This is a genomic window from Chromobacterium sp. FG22, from assembly GCF_057809415.1.
In genome coordinates this window covers 1-18393 of the sequence record NZ_JBMDJX010000016.1, presented here as the reverse complement: position 1 = coordinate 18393, position 18393 = coordinate 1, and the positions used below count along the sequence as shown (strand labels likewise).

General features: G+C 61.5%; 15 protein-coding genes. 5 read left to right on the top strand and 10 right to left on the bottom strand.

Going from position 1 to position 18393, the window contains the following annotated elements; translation table 11 throughout:
• Positions 1-47 precede the first annotated feature (47 nt).
• Together ACODSD_RS15900 and ACODSD_RS15895 are read right to left on the bottom strand one after the other, a co-directional pair.
• Positions 48-2072 (bottom strand): ParB/RepB/Spo0J family partition protein, encoded by a 2025-nt coding sequence (locus ACODSD_RS15900; protein ID WP_488877775.1) that lies wholly within the window; start codon positions 2070-2072, stop codon positions 48-50.
• Positions 2073-2138: 66 nt separating this feature from the next.
• Positions 2139-2966 (bottom strand): DUF932 domain-containing protein, encoded by an 828-nt coding sequence (locus ACODSD_RS15895; RefSeq protein WP_488877774.1) that lies wholly within the window; start codon positions 2964-2966, stop codon positions 2139-2141.
• A 638-nt stretch (positions 2967-3604) separates the two neighbouring features.
• Here ACODSD_RS15895 and ACODSD_RS15890 point away from each other — a divergent pair.
• On the top strand, positions 3605-4417 hold the full coding sequence (locus tag ACODSD_RS15890; RefSeq protein ID WP_488877773.1) for a hypothetical protein: 813 nt from the start codon (positions 3605-3607) through the stop codon (positions 4415-4417).
• A gap of 37 nt (positions 4418-4454) precedes the next feature.
• On the opposite strand, the gene ACODSD_RS15885 is transcribed toward ACODSD_RS15890, so the two are convergent.
• Complete coding sequence (locus tag ACODSD_RS15885) at positions 4455-4961, bottom strand: JAB domain-containing protein (protein ID WP_488877772.1); 507 nt, start codon at positions 4959-4961, stop codon at positions 4455-4457.
• Between the two features lie 402 nt (positions 4962-5363).
• On the opposite strand from ACODSD_RS15885, the gene ACODSD_RS15880 reads away from it, so the two are divergent.
• Positions 5364-6731: an RES family NAD+ phosphorylase gene (locus tag ACODSD_RS15880; protein ID WP_488877771.1), complete on the top strand. Its 1368-nt coding sequence runs from the start codon at positions 5364-5366 to the stop codon at positions 6729-6731.
• 199 nt (positions 6732-6930) lie between these two features.
• On the opposite strand, the gene ACODSD_RS15875 is transcribed toward ACODSD_RS15880, so the two are convergent.
• From ACODSD_RS15875 to ACODSD_RS15855, 5 genes are all read right to left on the bottom strand, one after another.
• Positions 6931-8652, bottom strand: coding sequence for an AAA family ATPase (locus ACODSD_RS15875; RefSeq protein WP_488877770.1), 1722 nt, complete (start codon positions 8650-8652; stop codon positions 6931-6933).
• Positions 8653-8917: 265 nt separating this feature from the next.
• Positions 8918-9628 (bottom strand): hypothetical protein, encoded by a 711-nt coding sequence (locus tag ACODSD_RS15870; RefSeq protein WP_488877769.1) that lies wholly within the window; start codon positions 9626-9628, stop codon positions 8918-8920.
• 140 nt (positions 9629-9768) lie between these two features.
• Positions 9769-10887, bottom strand: coding sequence for a PDDEXK nuclease domain-containing protein (locus tag ACODSD_RS15865; protein ID WP_488877768.1), 1119 nt, complete (start codon positions 10885-10887; stop codon positions 9769-9771).
• Positions 10884-12086 carry a tyrosine-type recombinase/integrase gene (locus tag ACODSD_RS15860; RefSeq protein WP_488877767.1) on the bottom strand — a complete coding sequence of 401 codons (1203 nt, stop codon included), beginning with the start codon at positions 12084-12086 and terminating at the stop codon, positions 10884-10886. The genes ACODSD_RS15865 and ACODSD_RS15860 overlap by 4 nt, the downstream gene beginning before the upstream one ends.
• Positions 12087-12318: 232 nt before the next feature.
• Positions 12319-13599 carry an OmpP1/FadL family transporter gene (locus ACODSD_RS15855; RefSeq protein WP_488877766.1) on the bottom strand — a complete coding sequence of 427 codons (1281 nt, stop codon included), beginning with the start codon at positions 13597-13599 and terminating at the stop codon, positions 12319-12321.
• 245 nt (positions 13600-13844) lie between these two features.
• On the opposite strand from ACODSD_RS15855, the gene ACODSD_RS15850 reads away from it, so the two are divergent.
• The 3 genes from ACODSD_RS15850 to ACODSD_RS15840 all read left to right on the top strand — a co-directional run bounded on the left by ACODSD_RS15850 (position 13845) and on the right by ACODSD_RS15840 (position 15752).
• A complete protein-coding gene (locus ACODSD_RS15850; protein WP_227107700.1) occupies positions 13845-14402 on the top strand; it encodes a peptidylprolyl isomerase in 558 nt (185 codons plus the stop codon).
• Positions 14403-14467: 65 nt separating this feature from the next.
• Entirely contained in the window at positions 14468-14959 is a 492-nt protein-coding gene (locus ACODSD_RS15845; RefSeq protein ID WP_107798668.1) for a peptidylprolyl isomerase, read from the top strand.
• Between the two features lie 76 nt (positions 14960-15035).
• Positions 15036-15752: a UDP-2,3-diacylglucosamine diphosphatase gene (locus tag ACODSD_RS15840; RefSeq protein ID WP_253315508.1), complete on the top strand. Its 717-nt coding sequence runs from the start codon at positions 15036-15038 to the stop codon at positions 15750-15752.
• Between the two features lie 84 nt (positions 15753-15836).
• Here ACODSD_RS15840 and tilS read toward each other — a convergent pair whose 3' ends face one another.
• Both tilS and ACODSD_RS15830 read right to left on the bottom strand, forming a co-directional pair.
• The gene (gene tilS / locus ACODSD_RS15835; RefSeq protein WP_488877765.1) at positions 15837-17117 is read right to left on the bottom strand and encodes a tRNA lysidine(34) synthetase TilS; all 1281 of its coding nucleotides are present in this window, start codon (positions 17115-17117) and stop codon (positions 15837-15839) included.
• 37 nt (positions 17118-17154) lie between these two features.
• Positions 17155-18120 (bottom strand): acetyl-CoA carboxylase carboxyltransferase subunit alpha, encoded by a 966-nt coding sequence (locus ACODSD_RS15830; RefSeq protein WP_107798665.1) that lies wholly within the window; start codon positions 18118-18120, stop codon positions 17155-17157.
• Positions 18121-18393: the final 273 nt, after the last annotated feature.

Genomic DNA, 18393 nt, shown 5'->3' with positions numbered 1-18393 from the left:
AAGCAAAACGCCCCGGACAAACCGGGGCGCTGCTCTGCGGATGCGGGTCAAGCATCCAACACTTCGGCGGTTTCATCCGCGATGGCTACGGCGGCCCCAGCCTCCGCCCCCTCCGGCGGGCCTTGGGCCTTGAAGATCGCCGGCATCCAGCCCGTGCCCTCGGCCAGCCGCTCGGCCTCGCTGGCAATGTCGGCCTTCTTGAGCTTCGCCAGCCGGTGGACGGCGTCCGGCGCGAACTCGCCCACGGCGTCCAGGATCACCGCCTTGGATACGTGCTGGAAGTAGCCTTCGCTGCTGGGCTTCCACCATGCCGCCATGTCGAGGCCCACGGCCCGCGCCAGTTCCGCGCCGGGCTGGTGCGGCGTGGCACGCGGCGTCACCACGTCCACCGTCGCGGCCACGCACACGGCCAGCAGCTGGAGCAGTTCGCCTTGCTCCATCGCCAGCAGCGCGGCGAACAGTTCGGCGCTGTCCTGGGGCAGCTTGTCGCCCCAGGCCTGCTGTGCATCGCGCTGCGCCACGGCGGCAGGCGAGTCGGGCCAGTCCGGGGCCATGCCGTCGAGCCGGTCTTGCACCGTGAGGCGCACGCCCAGCGGCAGGTCGTGGCCGTAGTAGCGGTCTTGCAGCACGGTCTGCACCATGCCATGCACCAGCGCGGCCAGCGCCACCTGGGGATGCCGGGCCACTTCGGCTTGCAGCGCGGCCGTGCGGTGCGCGCTCAGGCGCTGGGCCAGTCGGTCGGACATGGCGGGGGCTTGCGTTGCGTCTGCCGTGTCGCCTTCGTCGTCGCTCTCGGCCACCTCGCCGCTGAAACCTTGGCGCAGCCGTTCCAGCGTGCGCAATGCCCTGGCCTCGGCTTCGCGCATCAGTCCGCGATGGATCACGGCCTCGCCGTGGCGGTCGATGGTGACAATGGCACCGGAAGCGGCCTTCACGGTGTCGCTATACCCTTGCAAGCCATCCTCCAAGGCTTGCAACTGCTCGCCCAGGGCTTCGCCTTCCTCCTGCAGGGCATCGGCCTTGTCTTCGTCGTTGGCGTCCACCGCCGTGTCCACGGCTTCACCGATGGCCCGCATCTTCTCTTGCAGTTTCTCGATGCGCTGCGCTTCGCGCTTGGTGGGTTCGCGCCGCTCACGCGGGGCACGCTGGAAGGCTTGCAGGTCGGCAAACGTGGCAGCGGGTACAGCGTCCACCCAGCCCCATCCCTCGGCCTTCGCTTCGGCGGCGATGCCTGCCAGCTTCTCCTGCGCCAGCCGCTCCAGCAGCGCGGTGTCGGTCAGGTACACACCCGCGTCATCCTCCGCGAACAAATCGCGGCGGACGCCCCCGCCTGCAGCTTCGTAGGCTTCCAGCCCCACAAACCGAACCAGGGGATGCCGGTAAGCGTCTATCTCGCGCTCGGTCAGGCGTTCGCGGAGATTGTGCGGCTGGCGCTGCCACTGCGGGGCATCGTAGAAAGCGGCTTCCTGCGCGGCATGGTCATCCGTTCCGGCCAGGGCCATCAACTGGTCAAGGCTCAGGGCATCAGCCCGATAGTCCGCCATCAGGCGCGGGGACACGTTGGCGAGCTTCAAACGGCGCTGCACCACCAGTGGCGTGACGGAAAAATCCGCTGCAATGTCCTCGATGGGGCGGCCTTCAGCCACCAGAGCGGCGAAGGCTTCAAACTGGTCTGCCGGGTGCATGGCTTCGCGCTGCACGTTCTCGGTGAGGCTGGCCGTGCGGGCCGTGCCATCGGCCACCAGCAGGCAAGGCACTTCCCAATCCTTGGCGATGCGGTGCTTCTTCGCCAACAGCTTGAGGGCTGCGAGGCGTCGGCCTCCGGCCACGACTTCGTAATGCACACCATCGGCGGCGGCAATCACGATCAGGTTTTGCAGCAGGCCCACACGCTGGATGCTGGCCGCCAGCTCAGGGATGGACATGCGCGGGGTCTTGCGCACATTGCGCCCCTTGGGGCGCAGCACCAGCCGCGACAGCGCAACAAGAATCAGGTTCTTGCTCGGGTCGGCGGCTTCCAGCGGGAAGGCGGTTTCGATGGCGCGGGCTTCGGTATGAGTGATGGCGTTCATGGTGAATCTCCAATCGAGTGACACAGGGAATGGAGGGGAAACCGCCCCTCCGGCGGATGGGACAGATCAGGCTTTGAGCTGGCGCAGGCCATCGGCCAGCAGCCACAGGGCGCGGTTCAGGCGCAGATCGGAATCAATGCCCTGCACGGGCCGGGTTTGCTGGCGGCGCCCGTTGGCGCTGCGCCCTGGCAGGCCGCCTTTGGTGAGGTTTTCCTGCGCGCGGTTGAACACGCTCCACAGGTCCGGGCGGCGTTCCTCGAAGCGGCGCGGCATCAGGATTTGCGCCTCGGTGACGGGCGCGGGCTTGTGGGGGTCGTCGTACTTGAGCGCCAGTGCAGCGCGGGCGAAGACCTCGGCCTCGCCGCTGTCCAGCGTGAGGGCGCGCATCAGGTCGCGGGACTCCTTCACCCGCTCGAAGCCGTTCAACACCTCGAAAGCGCCTTCGATGACGCGGCCCACCACGTCGCCCTTGTGGGGGATGCGCACGTCCTCCACCACGTCACCGCACACCAGCCCATTGCTGCACACAAAGCGGAACATGCCGGCCAGCATCTGGTAGCTGCTGGTGCCATCGTGCGAGTTCAGCAGCACGATTTCGTGGGCCTCCGCGCCGTTGATCTGGCTCGCATGGCGCAGGCGGATCATGTGCTTGGTGTGCTCGCGCTTGCCTTCATCGCGCACGCGGGTCTGTGTCACCATGAAGGGCTGGAAACCCTCCTTGCGCAGCTCGTTCAACACAGCGACGGTGGGGATGTAGCTGTAGCGCTCGGAGCGGCTTTCATGCGGGGCCTCCGCGAAGATGGACGGGGCCACACGGTGAATCTGGTCGTCGGTCAGCGGGGAGTCGCTGCGCAGCGTGGGGGAATGGGAAGCGAAGCGGGATGCGAGTTGCATGGTCTTTCTCCTGATTCAAAAGGGTTGGCTGTCACACCGCACACCGGATTCCAAGATTCGGAGCCCAGCCTTTCGGCTGTTGGTGCGGTGGGCGAGAGGAACCCGGTTGGCCCTGTTGCCACCGTCTTTCCTGAGTTCATCGCCCGCGGCCAAAGGAGCGCGCGGACGGGAGCCGTCAAGGAGACAAGCGCAGGGTGGGTGCGGCCCGCAGGTGCAGCCGAGGACTCGGCCCTGCGCGCCTTGACGGCGCACGAACGGGTGCTACGGTCGCGGGCAAGGTGATGAAGTCAGGAAAGATGGCTGGACATGGCAACGGCCTTTCCCTGTGCCGAACCGCACGCAAGCGAAGCGCGCAGGCCCGAAGCTGGAAGCCGGGCCGAAGGCGTCAGCCGAGCAGCGCGAGGGAACGATGGAAGCCCGCCAGGGGTGAGACGCCGTGCCCGAAGGGTGCGGCGGCTCGATGCGCTACGCGCACGACAGCGCGACCGGCCATGTTTCTTGGCCGGGGACGCCCGGATCTTGCAGTCCGTTGGCGTTATGCAGGTACCTCAGCACGGGCCAAACAAACATGACTGGGGTACCGACAAATTCAGCTGGGCTCTATACGCTGTGAATCGTCGAATACAACAAGGACGGACATGAACCCATCTCCATCAACAAACCCACAACAAATCTGCGAAAACCTTCTTCTGGAGGGAAAGCAATACAACATCGAGCACCGCATCCTGCCCAGCGAAAACGCCGTTGCGGATCGTCTGCTGGCCCGTGGCATCGAACTGAAGGACGCCTACGAAGAATTGCACAGCAAGCTCCACCCGCGTCCGCCGGCACTGAAGGTCTTTCTCGGCCTGGTCTTGAGCACCGCCGCGTTCTGGAGTCCGAAGAAGATCCAGCAAGCACGCGCCGCACGCGACGATCTCGCCAATGTCAATCGGCAGATCGCCAGGAAGGCCGCCGAGCTGGCAACGCTGCTGGAGCAGCGCTCCGAGCTGAGCGATACCTCAGGCTTTAGCAGCAATACCCACTACCACGTCTGCGATGTGATCGAGGCCGCATCCCGGCACAACTATCTGTTCAGTTCCTACGTCCAAGAACGCTTGGACGCCCTTCGTGGCCAGTTCGACCTGAAATACTGGCCCTCGCTGAGCAGTTGCATGGAGGAACTGGCATCCGATGCGGACAAAGCCGTCATGGAAGCCACAAACCCTTTGACGGCGGCCGCCACAGCGGCGACGCGCGCGTCCAAGGCCGACTTCTTCAAGGCGCTGTTCGCCGCCATCGAGGAAAACAGTGCCGAGAGTTATGGCCAACTGCCGCCAGGCTTCAAGCTCACCGACAAAACGCTGGCCTCATTGGCGAACTGCGCCTTGGACCTCGGCGCCGACGAACTGGTGGACGATGGATACATGAAGCGGCTTCGCCAGCGCGAACGCAACGACGCCAAGCTGTAACGCCAGGCCCCGCAAAAAGGGGCCGAAGCCCCTGGGGTCAAAGCAGCCCTTGTTCGGCAAAAGACATCGTGGCCTTACCGGCCACGATGACATGATCCAGTGTGCGCACGTCCACCAGTGCCAGAGCTTCTTTGAGCCGCTGGGTCAGGATCTTGTCGGCGCCGCTCGGCTCAGGACTCCCGCTCGGATGGTTGAGCGAGAACACCACCGCCGCCGCGTTGTGCCACAGCGCCTCTTTGACCACCTCGCGCGGATACACCGAGGCCTGGTCGATCGTGCCGCGGAACAGCTCCACGTATTCGATCAACCGATGCTGGCTGTCGAGGAACAGCGCCGCGAACACCTCGTGCTCGAGGCGGGCCAGTTTGGTGCGCAGGTAGTCTTTGACCAGCGCCGGCGAAGTGAACAGCGTCCCGCGCGGAGTCTTCTGGCCGATGACCTGGCGAGCCGCCGCCAGAATCTGGTCCGCCGACGCTTGCAAGTAGCGCCCCTGCGCGTCACGTACCAGCAGCGAGGAATCGAGAGACAGGGAAAGTTGCGACATGATCGTGCTCCGGTTGCTCGGGCGGAGTTGCCCGGAACCGTGTTCAGCTCGGCGCGGCGCAAGCAGTCAGGGGTCTACGACGGCCGCCAGGACGCCAGCGCGCAAGACGCGCGCAGCCCTTGACGGCGAGAACGCCGTGGTACGGTGAAGGGAGCAGCAAGACCGCCCCACCCCGTCCACTGCACACGCCTGGCGTTGCGCTACGCGCACGACAGCGCGACCGGCCATGCTTCTTGGCCGGGACGCTGTGCATCCACAACCGATAAAACCGTAGCGACACATGTCATTGAGCTACTCCAGTGATGACTCCCTATGGGAACATGACCCCATGAATTTGAGTTTCGTATGCCTCATCCAGCATGGGGCCAAGACAGAGCAACCCAAGAACAATGGAGTAACAGCATGAGCGGAATTGATCTTGATGAAAAGGCAGTTTGTGGTGCATGCATCGGCAATCAATTTCTAAGCCAGAAGATAAATGCGAGCGAAACGATCGATGTGGCTTGCGCCTATTGCAATTGCGATGCACCGACATTAGATCTGTATCTAATAGCGCAGCATTTCGACCGCGAGTTCCAAGAAAACTACCAAGTTGCTGACAATAGTCTTCGTGAGGATCATGGGTATCCGTCTCTTGGTGATGAACTCCAAGAAATCATTCAGCGAGAAGTCGAGCCCGCATGCGAGGAACTTGCCGACAATTTGTCTGAACGCGTTCGAAACATCTGGGAAAGCAATGCATTCGATGGCCAAACGCCAGACGCGGACGCCTTGTTCGTTAATACTGGTGTAACAGACCACTGGCTTCGTAGCCAATGGCATGACATGCAGGACAGTCTTTGGAAGTGTGCGAGGTTTGTTAATCCTGACGCACTCGAAGTACTCCAGATGGTCTTTGACAAGGTGGACAAAGATGTCACGGCCTCAGGCGAGCCTTTGATTGTAGAGGTCGGCTCCGACCATGAACTGGGAACGCTTTTCCGTGCACGTGTTTTTCAGAACGACGATGCTTTGAAGAAGGCACTGGAGGACCCCGACGCTCAGCTTGGGCCGCCCCCTTCAGGTGTTGGCAATGCAGGACGGATGAACGCCAGAGGCATCTCGATGTTCTATGGTGCCAATTCCCCAGATGTCGCGATTGCCGAAGTCCGGCCTCCCGTTGGAAGCAAGGTTGCGGTCGCAGAATTCAAAATTCTTCGTTCAATACGACTGCTGGACTTGACGCGCCTACCGCAAATTCCACCTGTCATCAATCGCAGCATGTTTGATGCGTCATCACTGGAAAGTGCGCGCCGGCAGAAGTTCCTTTCTCAACTCGGAAGAGTCCTCACCAAGCCCGTCCTTCCTGATCACAGTGAGGATGGCTATCTGTTAACACAAGTGATATCCGACTATCTCGCCACCCACATTAGGCTCAATTTGGATGGATTAATCTTCAATTCCACACAGGTGCCAACCTCCTCACAGGAGCCACCCACCGGAAATAAGCCCAGACTCAATGTCACGCTCTTTAACAAGGCATCATCCGTAAAGAGAGTTTTCAACAGACATGGTCGCAAGTTAGATGCCCATCTGTACGAAACAGATGACAAGGGTAATCAATGGTTTGACCCACATATTCGGTACAGGGACGACCCCACAACGCTCAACGAGGATCTGGGTTTTTTGGAGAGGAACGATGCCACCGTGGGGCTAACCCCTCAGTCCATCGTGATTTACGAAATCAAGGGCATCAACTATGAATTTTGGAAATCAGAGGTGAAACTATAGGGCCCATTCAAGCCAGCCTAGGTTGAAGGGGGGTTATCCCCCACCAAACGCATAGAACCGCTACCCGAGGATAGGCCACCGCTATCGGGCAGGACATAAGGCCGGGTCTGAGGTGTTGTATGGCCGCGTCAGGCTCGGGAGCGGGCGACATAGTTTCCGACCTGCCCTGAGAGTGCTTGTGCTCCGTTGCTGTAGGCCACTACAGAGGTGCCTGCACCGCTGCCGCGGCCTGCTTAACTGCAGTAATGCAATCTCGTAGCGGCTGATGAATCAGCGCGTCAGACACAGTTTGTGTGAGATGCATAGGGTTGTGCCCGGCACCTTGGATGGCAGCAAGAACAAGTGGTAAGAGCCGCTTACCTTTGACCTGCTCGAACTGCACGCCTTGTGCCAAGAGGTCAACAGCCGATGGGAGGTTTTCCATCTTGCGCAACGCGGTGTCCTTGAGGCTGCTGCGCTTCTGTGCAAACTCTGCTGCAAACGGGGCACTATTTGCGGCAATTACTGTCTTGACCATCTCTCTAGCATCCGCAATAGACATGCCGTATACCGCAGCAATGTGTTCCGGCCGGCAGAACGTGTGTTCGATATCCGTGAACGGAGTGACAAACACGGTTGTCCGGTCGGGGAGTTTCTTCGACTCGTTGGCGATCCACCACTCTTTCTCCACGTCCGTCATCCCATCCCCATCTCGATGAACAAGCACGTATGTGTTCTCCGCCTGCCTCGTAAAGTAGTCGGCGATTGGAACCGCTGCGGCCAAGTTATTGACGCCGTTCAGGGGTTGCAGAAAGAACTCCCGTTCCTGAAGTCCATTGGCTTCTAGGAAGACACGGAGCTTCGCAACCTTCGTGTCTTCCGTGAGGAGCACAACACGCTGCTGACCAGCGTGCACCAACTCGAAGCTATCCAAGGCACCAAGGTCCAGCAGCACCGACAGATTCATCTTGTCTGTCTCATCGTGTTTTGCGCCGGACTTCAGCCAGATGATTTGTGCCATTTCGTCTTGCGCGAGAGCATCGAACATATGTCTGCTATGGGTGGCGAGCACGACCTTGGTGCTGCCGGCCTCTGAGATTTTTTGCAACGTAAGTGCGAGCAGCCGTTGATTTGACGGATGGAGATGCGCGTCCGGCTCATCCAAGAGAAGAAGTGCTGGGTTGTATGCGGTGACATAAGCCACTAGCTGTATTGCTTGGAGTGCCCCCGTCCCAACCATTTCCAAAGGAACTGCGCGCCCGTCTTGCTCTACTGTGATATCGATATAGAGATGCGCTTCTGGGTCAAATCCAGATGAAATGGTCAGCCCCGGAAACACCGATGCGATCATCTCGTGGAAGCGTGTGAGCTTCGCCGGCTCCTTGCAAATCCTGTACAGCACATTTCTGAGATAAACGTTTGAATCACCTTGCGCAATTCCATTTGCAACGATCGAAGGAGTCCTCAACTCCTCACGCAGCGGGACACCAGCAAGGCCTGGCACGAACACAGAAAAAGGCTCAGTACGGTTGGCCGCTCGTATGTAGAACGTACTTTTTTGATCGAAGGTTATGGCGATGTTTGCATTCTTTCCTCGTCTTAGTTTCAGATCGAACTTCTTAAGATCCTGAGAGCCGGCATCGGTGTAAGTGAACGAGAACTCAGGGCCACTCTTTGAAGTGATTGGTCCAGCATGATTCAGCCGAATTAAGTCCCCTGTCGGTTTGTAGATGAACTGGTCAAACCCAAGAGTATTCATTGGCTTGCCCCCCTCCACTGAGAGTCGCGCAGACTGAAGCACCGTAATGGCGAAGTGGATTCCTTGCAATAGCGAGGACTTACCGGAGTTGTTGCCCCCCACGAGCACCGTAAGCGTTGGCGTTAGTAGCTCAATCTTTTGCAAACGCTTAAACGATTTAATCTCAACTGCTTGCAGCTCCATTTGTGCAGTCCCCATAGAGTATTGGCGTTTCATCATAGCAAGAGGCCTGATGAGGGTGATGCATATGAAGAGCAAGCACCCAGAATGTTCCAGCTATCGTGCCATCCGTCGTAGCACTGACTGCGAGTACACCGTGAGACGGTAGGGGGGGCATGGGCCAAGGCATCAGAGACCAAAGCCGAATGACCACGACTCTGCACAAGGCACGTAGCCAGTAAACCCGATGACAAAACGCTGAGATGCAAATACCGTCTGCCTGTTGGAACTACCGCATCAAGCCAGGCTTCACCAGTTGATAGATAGCTGGGCTACTTTGGAAATGGCACAGAAGGGAGTCGTTGTGGACAAAGATTGCATCGAACACCGAAAAAGCACTCATCTCGTCCAACAGAGGCTTTAAGAAGGCTGCGGCCTTGGTGTAATCGACCGCTGGCAACGGCCAGTTGTCATAGACGACCAACCAATTGACAGGGTATCGAGCGAAGCCGGAAGCAGCGGCTTTGGGGATTTTTTCTTGGACATAGTGCGCCATTGCCCAGGCCCACTCGCGCTCTGGAGCATCCCCCGCCCATCCACAACCAGGTGCGTTGTCCACGATTTCGCTTCGGAGCTGTGCTGCTGTTTTGCGTGCTTCTCCAGGCATGGCATGGGGGGTGAAATAAACACTCGGCCCCAGGTCTTCTCTTTCGCGTAAGCAATCGGCGTGAGCTACGTTCTCCGGCACCGCCTCCGTATGCTCAATTCCAACATCGCCGCTGGGCATGGCCAACACGAAGTCCGGCCTGTCGGTATGTGTCAAAGTCAGCGGAAATGAAAGCTGATGGATCGGCAGCGTTGCCAGCAGATGCGCGATGCAATAGCGCTCCGCATGGTGACTTCTACGGCCCTCGGAGCGAAGAGGGACGGTGATATCCAACCCAGCAAGGCCAACCTTCAGTTCGGCCAGACTGTTCGATTGCAAAATAACTTCAGGCATCGTGTGGCTACACCTCCGAGGCGGATGTTTCATGATTGCTGCGCAGACCGGACACCACTGCGATCAACCCAAATGATGCGTTTGGCCAGCAGCTTTGGCAACACAAGGTGCAGGGAAGCGTCAATCGCAGCCACGGTGAGCTATGGCTTGGGCCTCATGAGGGCAAGCATCCCACGGGACTCCAGCAACAGCCGCGTGCTCTCCAGCTCCTTTTGCAGCACCTGGGCGTCCGGCAGCATCATGCGGTAATTGGCCGCCATCACCTTGTTGGGCAAGCCTTCAAGCGCATAGCGCGCCATCGCGTGCCCCTTGTCGGTGCACAGGATCAGGCCCACGGGCGGGTTCTCGTCCGGGTACGCCCAGTGCTCCTTGGCATAGTTGCAATACATGTGCATCTGGCCCACATCGGCGTGGTTCAGGCTGCCCAGCTTCAGGTCGATGATGACCAGGCAACGCAGCCGGCGATGAAAGAGCAGCAAATCCACCCGGTACCAGGTCTGATCGATACGCAAGCGCCGCTGCCGTCCTATGAAGGTGAAACCTTCGCCAAGTTCCAGCAGGAAATCCTCCAGCCGCTGGATCAGGGCCGCTTCCAGATCGGACTCCGAATACTCGTCCTTGAGGTCGAGGAATTCCAGCACATACGGGTCTTTGATCGCCTCGTCAGGCGTAGCCGCATCCTCGGGCCTTGGCTCCGCTGCCGTGGCCAGCATCGCCGCCTTGTTCTTCGACAGCGCCGTACGTTCGTAGAACTGGCTGCCAATTTGCCGGTCGAGCTGGCGCACGCTCCAGCCGCCACGCAATGCCTCGGCTTCGTAGAACCGACGGGCGTGCTCATCCTTGACCGTCAGCAGCCGGACGTAGGCCGACCACGGCAGCACGAAGACCTGGGCCAGTTCCGAGAGATCGAATTTCCCAGACACCGTCTGGGAAATTGCAGAGCAAGGGAATGCGAGGAAAAAGCGGCGCATGTTTTCCAGGTTGTTCACACCGAAGCCCCGCCCAAACTGGGCAGTCAAATCAGTGGCTAGCCGCTCCAGCAACTGCTCGCCGTAGCCGGCGCGCCTCCGGCCTTTCTGCTCCGCTTCAACGACCCTCCGGCCAATCGCCCAATAGCTGGCCGTCATCAGCGCATTGACACTGCGCGCCGCCGACTGGCGCGCAGCGCCCAACAGACCCACGATGTCGCCGTGGATACCGGCATAGCCAGCCGGCAAGGCTGTGGACTTTTCCATCCCCGAAGGTGTCTTTCTGGTCATGTCATCTTCTCCGATGGCTGCTGCAGGGCACCCGTGATGGCCTTGCGCCGGTTCGCAACCAGTTCGGCCGCCTGGCGCACCGGGGCATCCTCGGTGTGGACGTAGCGCATGAACATCGCCACTGTCTTGTGCGCCGTCAGCGCCATGCCGACCTTGACCGGAATCCCCGAGTTGGCAATGTCCGTGGCCGAACGGTGGCGAATGCCGTGCGTGCCGACATGCGTAGCGCCCGCCGCCTTGAGAATGCGGCACCAGGCGCCGTAATACTCGTCCTCGGTGAGATGCTTGGCCGGATTGTTCGGCGACGGCAGCACGTAGGGGCAACCGTCCCGGCGGGGCGCGGTGGATAGCAGCCGGTAGGCTTCCTCGCTCAGAGGTTTGGACATGCCGCCCGTCTTGCTGTCAGGCCAGACTACGCGGCGGTTGTCCAGATCGACCCAAGCCCATTCCAGCGCGATGATTTCGGAGCGCCGCCCAGCAAACTCGAATTGCAGGCGAATCGCCAACGGGATGACGTAGTTCTCCACGCCCTCGGCCTCGATGGCGTCAAGGTGCCGGAACAGTTTGCCCATGTCCTCGTCACTGATGAGGTGGGTGGGCTTGCCCTCAGGGAAGATCGGAACATGGCGGCAAGGATTCGTACCATCTGGCCGATAGCCCCACACCTCGGCCAGGTTGAACATCTTGCGCATGATGCTGAAGGTGCGGTTCGCGTCCGCCGGCTTGTGTGCCATCTTCTTCATCGCCCCGGCAATGTCCGGACGCTTCACGTCCTGCACTTTCATGCGGCCCAGCAGCGGGATGATGTTGCGCTTGATGCACTTCTGGTAGCCGGCCTGGGTGCTGGGCTTGTTGCGCTGCTTGGAGTGATCCTCCATGAACTTGTCGCACAACTCCGTGACCGTGGGTGCCTTGCGCGCCGCCGCCTTGTCGGCGCTGGGATCGCCACCCTTGCGCACCTCAGCCAGCCATTCCTGGGCCAGCGAGCGGGCCTGTTCGACAGTCAGTTCCCCGTACTGCCCCAGCGCGGGCTTGCGGCGCTCGCCGGCGTTCGTCCGGTACTGGAGCATGAACACCTTGCGACCGGTTGGGGTAACCTTGCACAGGAAGCCTGGCACCAGAGTGTCACGCAGTTCGACGGGCTGCGCCTGGGGTTGAGCTGCATCGACAGCGGACTTGGTGAGCTTGATCTTAGCCATGATGACTCCTCGGAATGACCCGGTTTCCAGGGGCCACATGGGAGCCATGCGGGCACAAGCCGGGTCAGGTTTCGGAAAGCACCGGCATATGCTGAACTAAGCTAAGTTATTGATAAACCTTCTGTATCTGGCTTTGGCGTAGTCCAGCAAAGTTCGGTGCTGAAGTCAGCATGAAATGAAAAAACCGCCGCGGGCGAAGCCGGCGGCGGCGGGACGGTCAGGCTTGCCTGAATCAGAACTTGTACTGCATCTGCACGCCCAGCAAGTGGCCGCGGATGGAGCTGTAAGAACCTTGCAGCGTGTCGATGTTGTTCCGAGGACTCTTAGCGGTATGGTTGACGTCGCGGTCGCCCACGCCCATCAGATAGGTGTAGCCGGCGTCCACGGTCAGCTGCTTGCTGGCCTTGTAGCTGGCGCCCAGGCTCAGCCAGACGCGGTCGGTGTCCGGAATCAGCGGATTGCGGTAGCTGGCGTTGCGCACCGGGCTGGTTTCGTAGCCCACGCCGCTGCGCAGCGTCAGTTGCTCGTTGAAGTTGTAGTCGGCGCCCACCGAGAACAGCCAGCTGGCTTTCCAGTGATTGTCGATCACGGTTTCAGCCATCGGGTTGCCCTTGATCACCAGCTGATCGAAGCGGCTCCAGTTGGTCCAGCGCGCGGTGGCGCTCAGCGCCCACTTGCTGTTCAGACGGCTGAAACCGGACAGCAGCAGCGATTCCGGCGTGGTGACGTCGGCGGCGCCGGCATACACGCCATCCAACTTGGGCAAACCAGGGACGCCAAGACGATCAAACCCGCTCGCGGTGTAGTCGCCGCGCGCCTTGTGGTTCAGTTTGGAGCGATAGGACAGGCCAACGCGGTTGTCCTGGTTGAACGCGTACATCAGGCCCAGATTGTAGCCGTAGGCCCAGCTGTCGGCGTCGATCTCGCCGGTGGCGCCTTGGAAAAACGCGCCCTGCTTCAGATCGGCCTTGGCGTACTGCGCCGACACGCCGGCGCCGAAGCTCCACTTGTCGTCCAGCTTGTAGGCGAAGGACGGGTTGAAGTCCACGGTCATGATGGAACTGGAAATGCCGTGGTTGCGGCCCACCCAGTTGTCGTCATAGCTGGCGCCGAGGCCGAAGGGCACGGTGATGCCCAGGCCCAGGCGAGCGCGTTCGCTCAACTGATGCACCAGATAGGCGTTGGGGATGAATTCGGCCTTGGCGCGGCCGTTGTCGCTGCCCTGGCGCGCGGCCGGGAAGCCTCCCTTGCCTTCGAACGGCGCGTCGATTTCGGCGTAGGTGAAGCCGCCCTGCACCTGGGTGCCTTCAATCAAGGTCATGCCGGCCGGGTTGTAGAAGACGGCGGACAGGTCGTCGCCCACCAGGCCGGCGCCGGCGTGGGCGCGGCCCAGGCCGGCCACGCTTTGCTCGGACAATTGGAAGCCGGCGGCCTGAGCCAGCGGCGCGGCGGCCAACAGGCCGGCCACCAGCGCGGGAATGAGGCGAACAGCGGAAGGTGCGAATGCTTTCATTTTTTTATATCTACCCCGGCGGCGGCTGCCGCCTTTGTTATTGGAAACCGAGCTTGCGTGCGAAAATATGCCATCCAAATAGATAGCGATCACACAATTTTTAGGGGGTGGAGTCTAAATACTATTTTTTAAAAAAACAAGAAGTCCGCCTTAGGCTAAAAGCATAAGACAGCCGCGCCATGCGCTGAATCAAAAGGCTGTGCTAATATTGGCGGCTCCTCATAACCCTGTTGAATAAAGCAACCATGAAACGAATGCTGAGCATGCTGGCGTTGAGCGCGCTGCCCGCCGTGGCCCTGGCCTCGCCGACAGTGGAAATGACCACGAACAAGGGCAATATCGAGATTGCGCTGGACTCGGCCAAAGCCCCCAAGACCGTGGAAAACTTCGTCGCCTACGCCAAGGCCGGCCACTACAACGGCACCGTGTTCCACCGCGTGATCGACGGCTTCATGATCCAGGGCGGCGGCTTCGACACCAAGCTGAACCAGAAGCCCACCCGCGCCGCCATCGCCAACGAGGCGAGCAACGGCCTGAAGAACGGCATAGGCACCATCGCCATGGCCCGCACCGCGGACCCGAATTCCGCCACCGCCCAGTTCTTCATCAATGTGGCCAACAACGACTTCCTCGACTATAAATCCCCGACGCCCCAGGGCGCCGGCTATGCGGTGTTCGGCAAAGTGACCCGCGGCATGGACGTGGTCAACCGCATCGCCAAGACCCGCACCGGCAGCATGAACGGCATGGGCGACGTGCCGTTCGAGCCCATCGTGATCCAGAAAGTCACCATCAAGCCTTAAGCTTTTCTACAACCTCTTTCATACCGGCAGGCCCCACGCGGCCTGCCCGTCATCAAGGAAACACCATGATCAAACTGACCACCAACTTCGGCGCCATCGTGCTGGAACTGTTCGCCGACAAGGCCCCGAAAACCGCCGCCAACTTTGAAGAGTACGTAAAAAGCGGCCATTACGACGGCACCATCTTCCACCGCGTGATCAACGGCTTCATGATCCAGGGCGGCGGCTTCACCGCCGACATGTCGCAAAAGCCGACCAACGCGCCGATCGAGAACGAGGCCAATAACGGCCTGGCCAACAAGGCCTACACCGTGGCCATGGCCCGCACCATGGACCCGCACTCGGCCTCCGCCCAGTTCTTCATCAATGTGTCCGACAACGACTTCCTGGATTTCAAATCGGAAAGCGCCCAAGGCTGGGGCTACGCCGTGTTTGGCCAGGTTGTGGAAGGCCAGGACGTAGTGGACAGCATCAAGGCGGTGCGCACCGGTCGCAGCGGCCCGCATCAGGACGTGCCGGCGGAAGCCGTGGTGATCGAGAAAGCCGAAATCATTTGATTCGCCGACGCCGCGCGACGCGCGGCGCGCTCCCAGCCCGGCCGTCCGGCCGGGCTTCAACTCATCCGCACGCGACATGGCCATTCACTTCATTTCCGATCTGCACCTGGCGGACGACACTCCGGCGCTGAACCGTTTGTTTCTGGACACGCTGCAAGCCTGGCAAGGCCGGATCGACGCGCTCTACATCCTGGGCGATCTGTTCGAATACTGGGTGGGCGACGACGACGATTCGCCGTTCCTGGAAACGCCGCTGGCTGCGATGCGCGCCTTCGCCGCCGCCACGCCGCTGTACGTGATGCACGGCAACCGCGATTTCCTGCTGGGCGAGGGCTTCTGTCTGCGCAGCGGCGCGCGGCTGCTGGACGATCCAAGCTTGATCGAGGCCCATGGCCGCCGCTGCCTGCTCAGCCACGGCGACGCGCTGTGCACCGGCGACGCCGCCTATCAGCAGTTTCGAGCCGTCAGCCGCAACCCGCAGTGGCAGCGGGCGATGCTGGCGCGGCCGCTGGCGGAGCGCCACGCGATTGCGCGTCAGGCGCGCCAGCAAAGCGAGATGAGCAAACAACAGAACGGCCTGAGCGAGATTTCGGACGTCGCCGCCGACGCGGTCGAGGCGCTGCTGGCCGCCCACGACTGGCCGACGCTGATCCACGGCCATACCCACCGCCCCGCGGTCCACCGACACGGCGCCTCCGAGCGCTGGGTGATCCAGGACTGGCACGGGAACCAGGGCGGCTATCTGCGCCTGGACGATGCGGGCATCGTCAGCCTACCGCTGAACGCCGCCTGAGAATTTGCGCAAAGTCCGCTGCGCATCGCGAGACATCAGATTACAAATGCAAAACGCCTGCCGGATCGGCAGGCGTTTTTCACATCAGCGCGGCTCCGCCGACAGCGGCCGCCACAGCGGCCACCAGCCCGGCCCGCAGGCCAGTTCGGCGTCCACCGCCACGCCGGGCAGCGCCAGCACGCGCCCGTCGGCGTCGCACAACAGCGGCCAGCGCTCGCGCAAGGGCGGCGCGATGCCGGCCTCCTGCAGAAAGTTCTTCACCGGCTTGCGCCCCACCCCGGCCGCCAGCCGCTCGCCGCCCTCGCGCGGCCGCAGGTTCAAACCTCGCGCCAAAGCCTCCGCCGGCAGGCCGCTTTGCCGCCACTCCCAGCTCAGCGTCCCGCCCCACTCTTGCACCAGGCGTTCCGCCGCAGGCTCCACCGCCCCCAGCGACACGGCCGCCGGCGCCGGCAGCGCCGGCAAGGCGAACAGGCCGTCGCGATAACGGTATAACAGGCCCCGCGCCAGACTCAGCCGCGGACAGCTGGCGGCGCCGGCCTCCAGCGCCTGACGCTGGAACTCCGCCAACGCGTCCGGCTCCGGCGCCGGCCAGGCCAGGCCGCGCAGCCAGGCCAGCAGGCATTGGCGTTGCCTGGCCGCGGACAAGCCTCGCCAGCGAGTCAGGTCCAGGCCGCCTTCGCGCCGGCAAGCGGCCAGATCCTGCGCCGCCACCTCGTCCAGCACCGCGGCGGCGTCCGCCAGCAAGCCGGCCGATCGCGTCAGATGCCGGCGATAATCCGGCAGCGCCGCCTCCAGCTGCGGCAGCAGCCGCTGACGCAGCAGATTGCGCCGCCAGCGCTCGTCCTGATTGCTCTCGTCCTCAACCCAGCTCAGGCCCTGCGCCTGAACGAACGCCTCCAGCTGCCGCCGGCGCAAACCCAGCAAGGGCCGCCACAGCCAGGGCCCGTCCGCGTCCAGCTTGCGCAAGGCCGGCATCGCCGCCAGAGCGCGCGCGCCGCCGCCGCGCAGCAATTGCAGCAGCACGGTTTCCGCCTGATCGTCCAGATGATGCGCCAAAACCACCACGCCGGCGGCGGAACGCCGATACGCCTGGTAGCGCGCCTCGCGGGCCACCGCTTCCAGACTGTCGCCGCCGCTCAGGACCAGCTTTACCCGCTCCACCCGCAAAGACGCGCCCAGCGACGCGCACAAGGCGCGACAGTGCTCGGCCCAGGCGTCGGCGTTCGGGCTCAGCCCGTGGTGCACATGCACCGCGCGGACCTCCAGCTCCGGACGGCGCTCCCGCGCGCGGCACAGCAGCGCCAGCAGCGCCACCGAATCCAGGCCGCCGCTCAAGCCCACCTCAAAAGCACATTGGCCGGACAATTCGTCCGGCCAATGGCTTAACAGAGATTCGAGCGGGTCAGGCTGCGGCTTCCTTGAAGCGGCCATAACTCATCAATCTGTCGAAACGGGTTTTCAGCAACTCGTCGATCGGCTTGCCGGTCAAGTCTTTCAACTCTTCCTGCAGCACGCGCTTCAGCGTCGCCATCATCTGAGCGTGATCGCGATGCGCACCGCCCACCGGCTCGTTGACCACGCGATCGATCAGGCCCAGCGTCTTCAGGCGCGGCGCGGTGATGCCCAAGGCTTCCGCGGCGTCGGACGCGCGCTCGGCGGTCTTCCACAAGATGGAGGCGCAGCCTTCCGGCGAAATCACCGAGTAGGTGGCGTATTGCAGCATATTGACGCAATCGCCCACCGCGATGGCCAGCGCGCCGCCGGAACCGCCCTCGCCTATCACCGTCACAATGACGGGCACGCGCAAACGGGTCATTTCATAGAGATTGCGGCCGATGGCCTCGGATTGGCCGCGTTCTTCCGCGCCGATGCCGGGCCAAGCGCCAGTGGTGTCCACCAAGGTGACCACCGGGATGCCGAACTTCTCGGCCAGCTTCATCAGGCGCAGGGCCTTGCGATAGCCTTCCGGATGCGGCATGCCGAAATTGCGGCGGATCTTTTCCTTGGTGTCCCGGCCCTTCTGCTGGCCGATGACCATCACCGACTGGCCGTTGAAACGGGCCAGACCGCCCACGATGGCGGCGTCGTCGGCAAACGCGCGGTCGCCGTGCAGCTCTTCGAAGTCGGTGAAAATACTCTCTATATAGTCGAGCGCGTAGGGGCGCTGCGGATGGCGCGCCACCAAGGCGATTTGAGACGGCGTCAGCTTGGCGTAGAGGGACTTGGTCAAGTCCTGGCTCTTCTTCTGCAGGCGCGCGATCTCCTCGGAGATGTCCAGCACGGAATCGTCCTGAACATAGCGAAGTTCTTCTATTTTGTTCTCGAGCTCGGCAATAGGCTGCTCAAAATCGAGAAAGGTCGGCTTCATTCGTAACGTCATCCGATAAATAGCTAATGGCGGCATGATACCTTAGCGGCAAAGTCGGCGTCACCTTTCTGTCTGACAAAAACATTAAATTTTGGAGCATTTATTCGAAATTGCCGCCGGTTGCAAAAATTTGCGGGTAGACCACTTGCGCAAGCTTAAACCCTGTGTTTTAATTCGCCTCCTCGCTGAAACGCAAACGCAGCAGCGAAAAGGATTCAGGGCGTTTAGCTCAGTTGGTAGAGCGTCTGCCTTACAAGCAGAATGTCGGCGGTT

Bases quoted from the DNA above. Each gene is read 5' to 3' on its own strand.
- ACODSD_RS15900 (WP_488877775.1), bottom strand. From the start codon at position 2,072: ATGAACGCCATCACTCATACCGAAGCCCGCGCCATCGAAACCGCCTTC.
- ACODSD_RS15895 (WP_488877774.1), bottom strand. From the start codon at position 2,966: ATGCAACTCGCATCCCGCTTCGCTTCCCATTCCCCCACGCTGCGCAGC.
- ACODSD_RS15890 (WP_488877773.1), top strand. From the start codon at position 3,605: ATGAACCCATCTCCATCAACAAACCCACAACAAATCTGCGAAAACCTT.
- ACODSD_RS15885 (WP_488877772.1), bottom strand. From the start codon at position 4,961: ATGTCGCAACTTTCCCTGTCTCTCGATTCCTCGCTGCTGGTACGTGAC.
- ACODSD_RS15880 (WP_488877771.1), top strand. From the start codon at position 5,364: ATGAGCGGAATTGATCTTGATGAAAAGGCAGTTTGTGGTGCATGCATC.
- ACODSD_RS15875 (WP_488877770.1), bottom strand. From the start codon at position 8,652: ATGGAGCTGCAAGCAGTTGAGATTAAATCGTTTAAGCGTTTGCAAAAG.
- ACODSD_RS15870 (WP_488877769.1), bottom strand. From the start codon at position 9,628: ATGCCTGAAGTTATTTTGCAATCGAACAGTCTGGCCGAACTGAAGGTT.
- ACODSD_RS15865 (WP_488877768.1), bottom strand. From the start codon at position 10,887: ATGACCAGAAAGACACCTTCGGGGATGGAAAAGTCCACAGCCTTGCCG.
- ACODSD_RS15860 (WP_488877767.1), bottom strand. From the start codon at position 12,086: ATGGCTAAGATCAAGCTCACCAAGTCCGCTGTCGATGCAGCTCAACCC.
- ACODSD_RS15855 (WP_488877766.1), bottom strand. From the start codon at position 13,599: ATGAAAGCATTCGCACCTTCCGCTGTTCGCCTCATTCCCGCGCTGGTG.
- ACODSD_RS15850 (WP_227107700.1), top strand. From the start codon at position 13,845: ATGAAACGAATGCTGAGCATGCTGGCGTTGAGCGCGCTGCCCGCCGTG.
- ACODSD_RS15845 (WP_107798668.1), top strand. From the start codon at position 14,468: ATGATCAAACTGACCACCAACTTCGGCGCCATCGTGCTGGAACTGTTC.
- ACODSD_RS15840 (WP_253315508.1), top strand. From the start codon at position 15,036: ATGGCCATTCACTTCATTTCCGATCTGCACCTGGCGGACGACACTCCG.
- ACODSD_RS15830 (WP_107798665.1), bottom strand. From the start codon at position 18,120: ATGAAGCCGACCTTTCTCGATTTTGAGCAGCCTATTGCCGAGCTCGAG.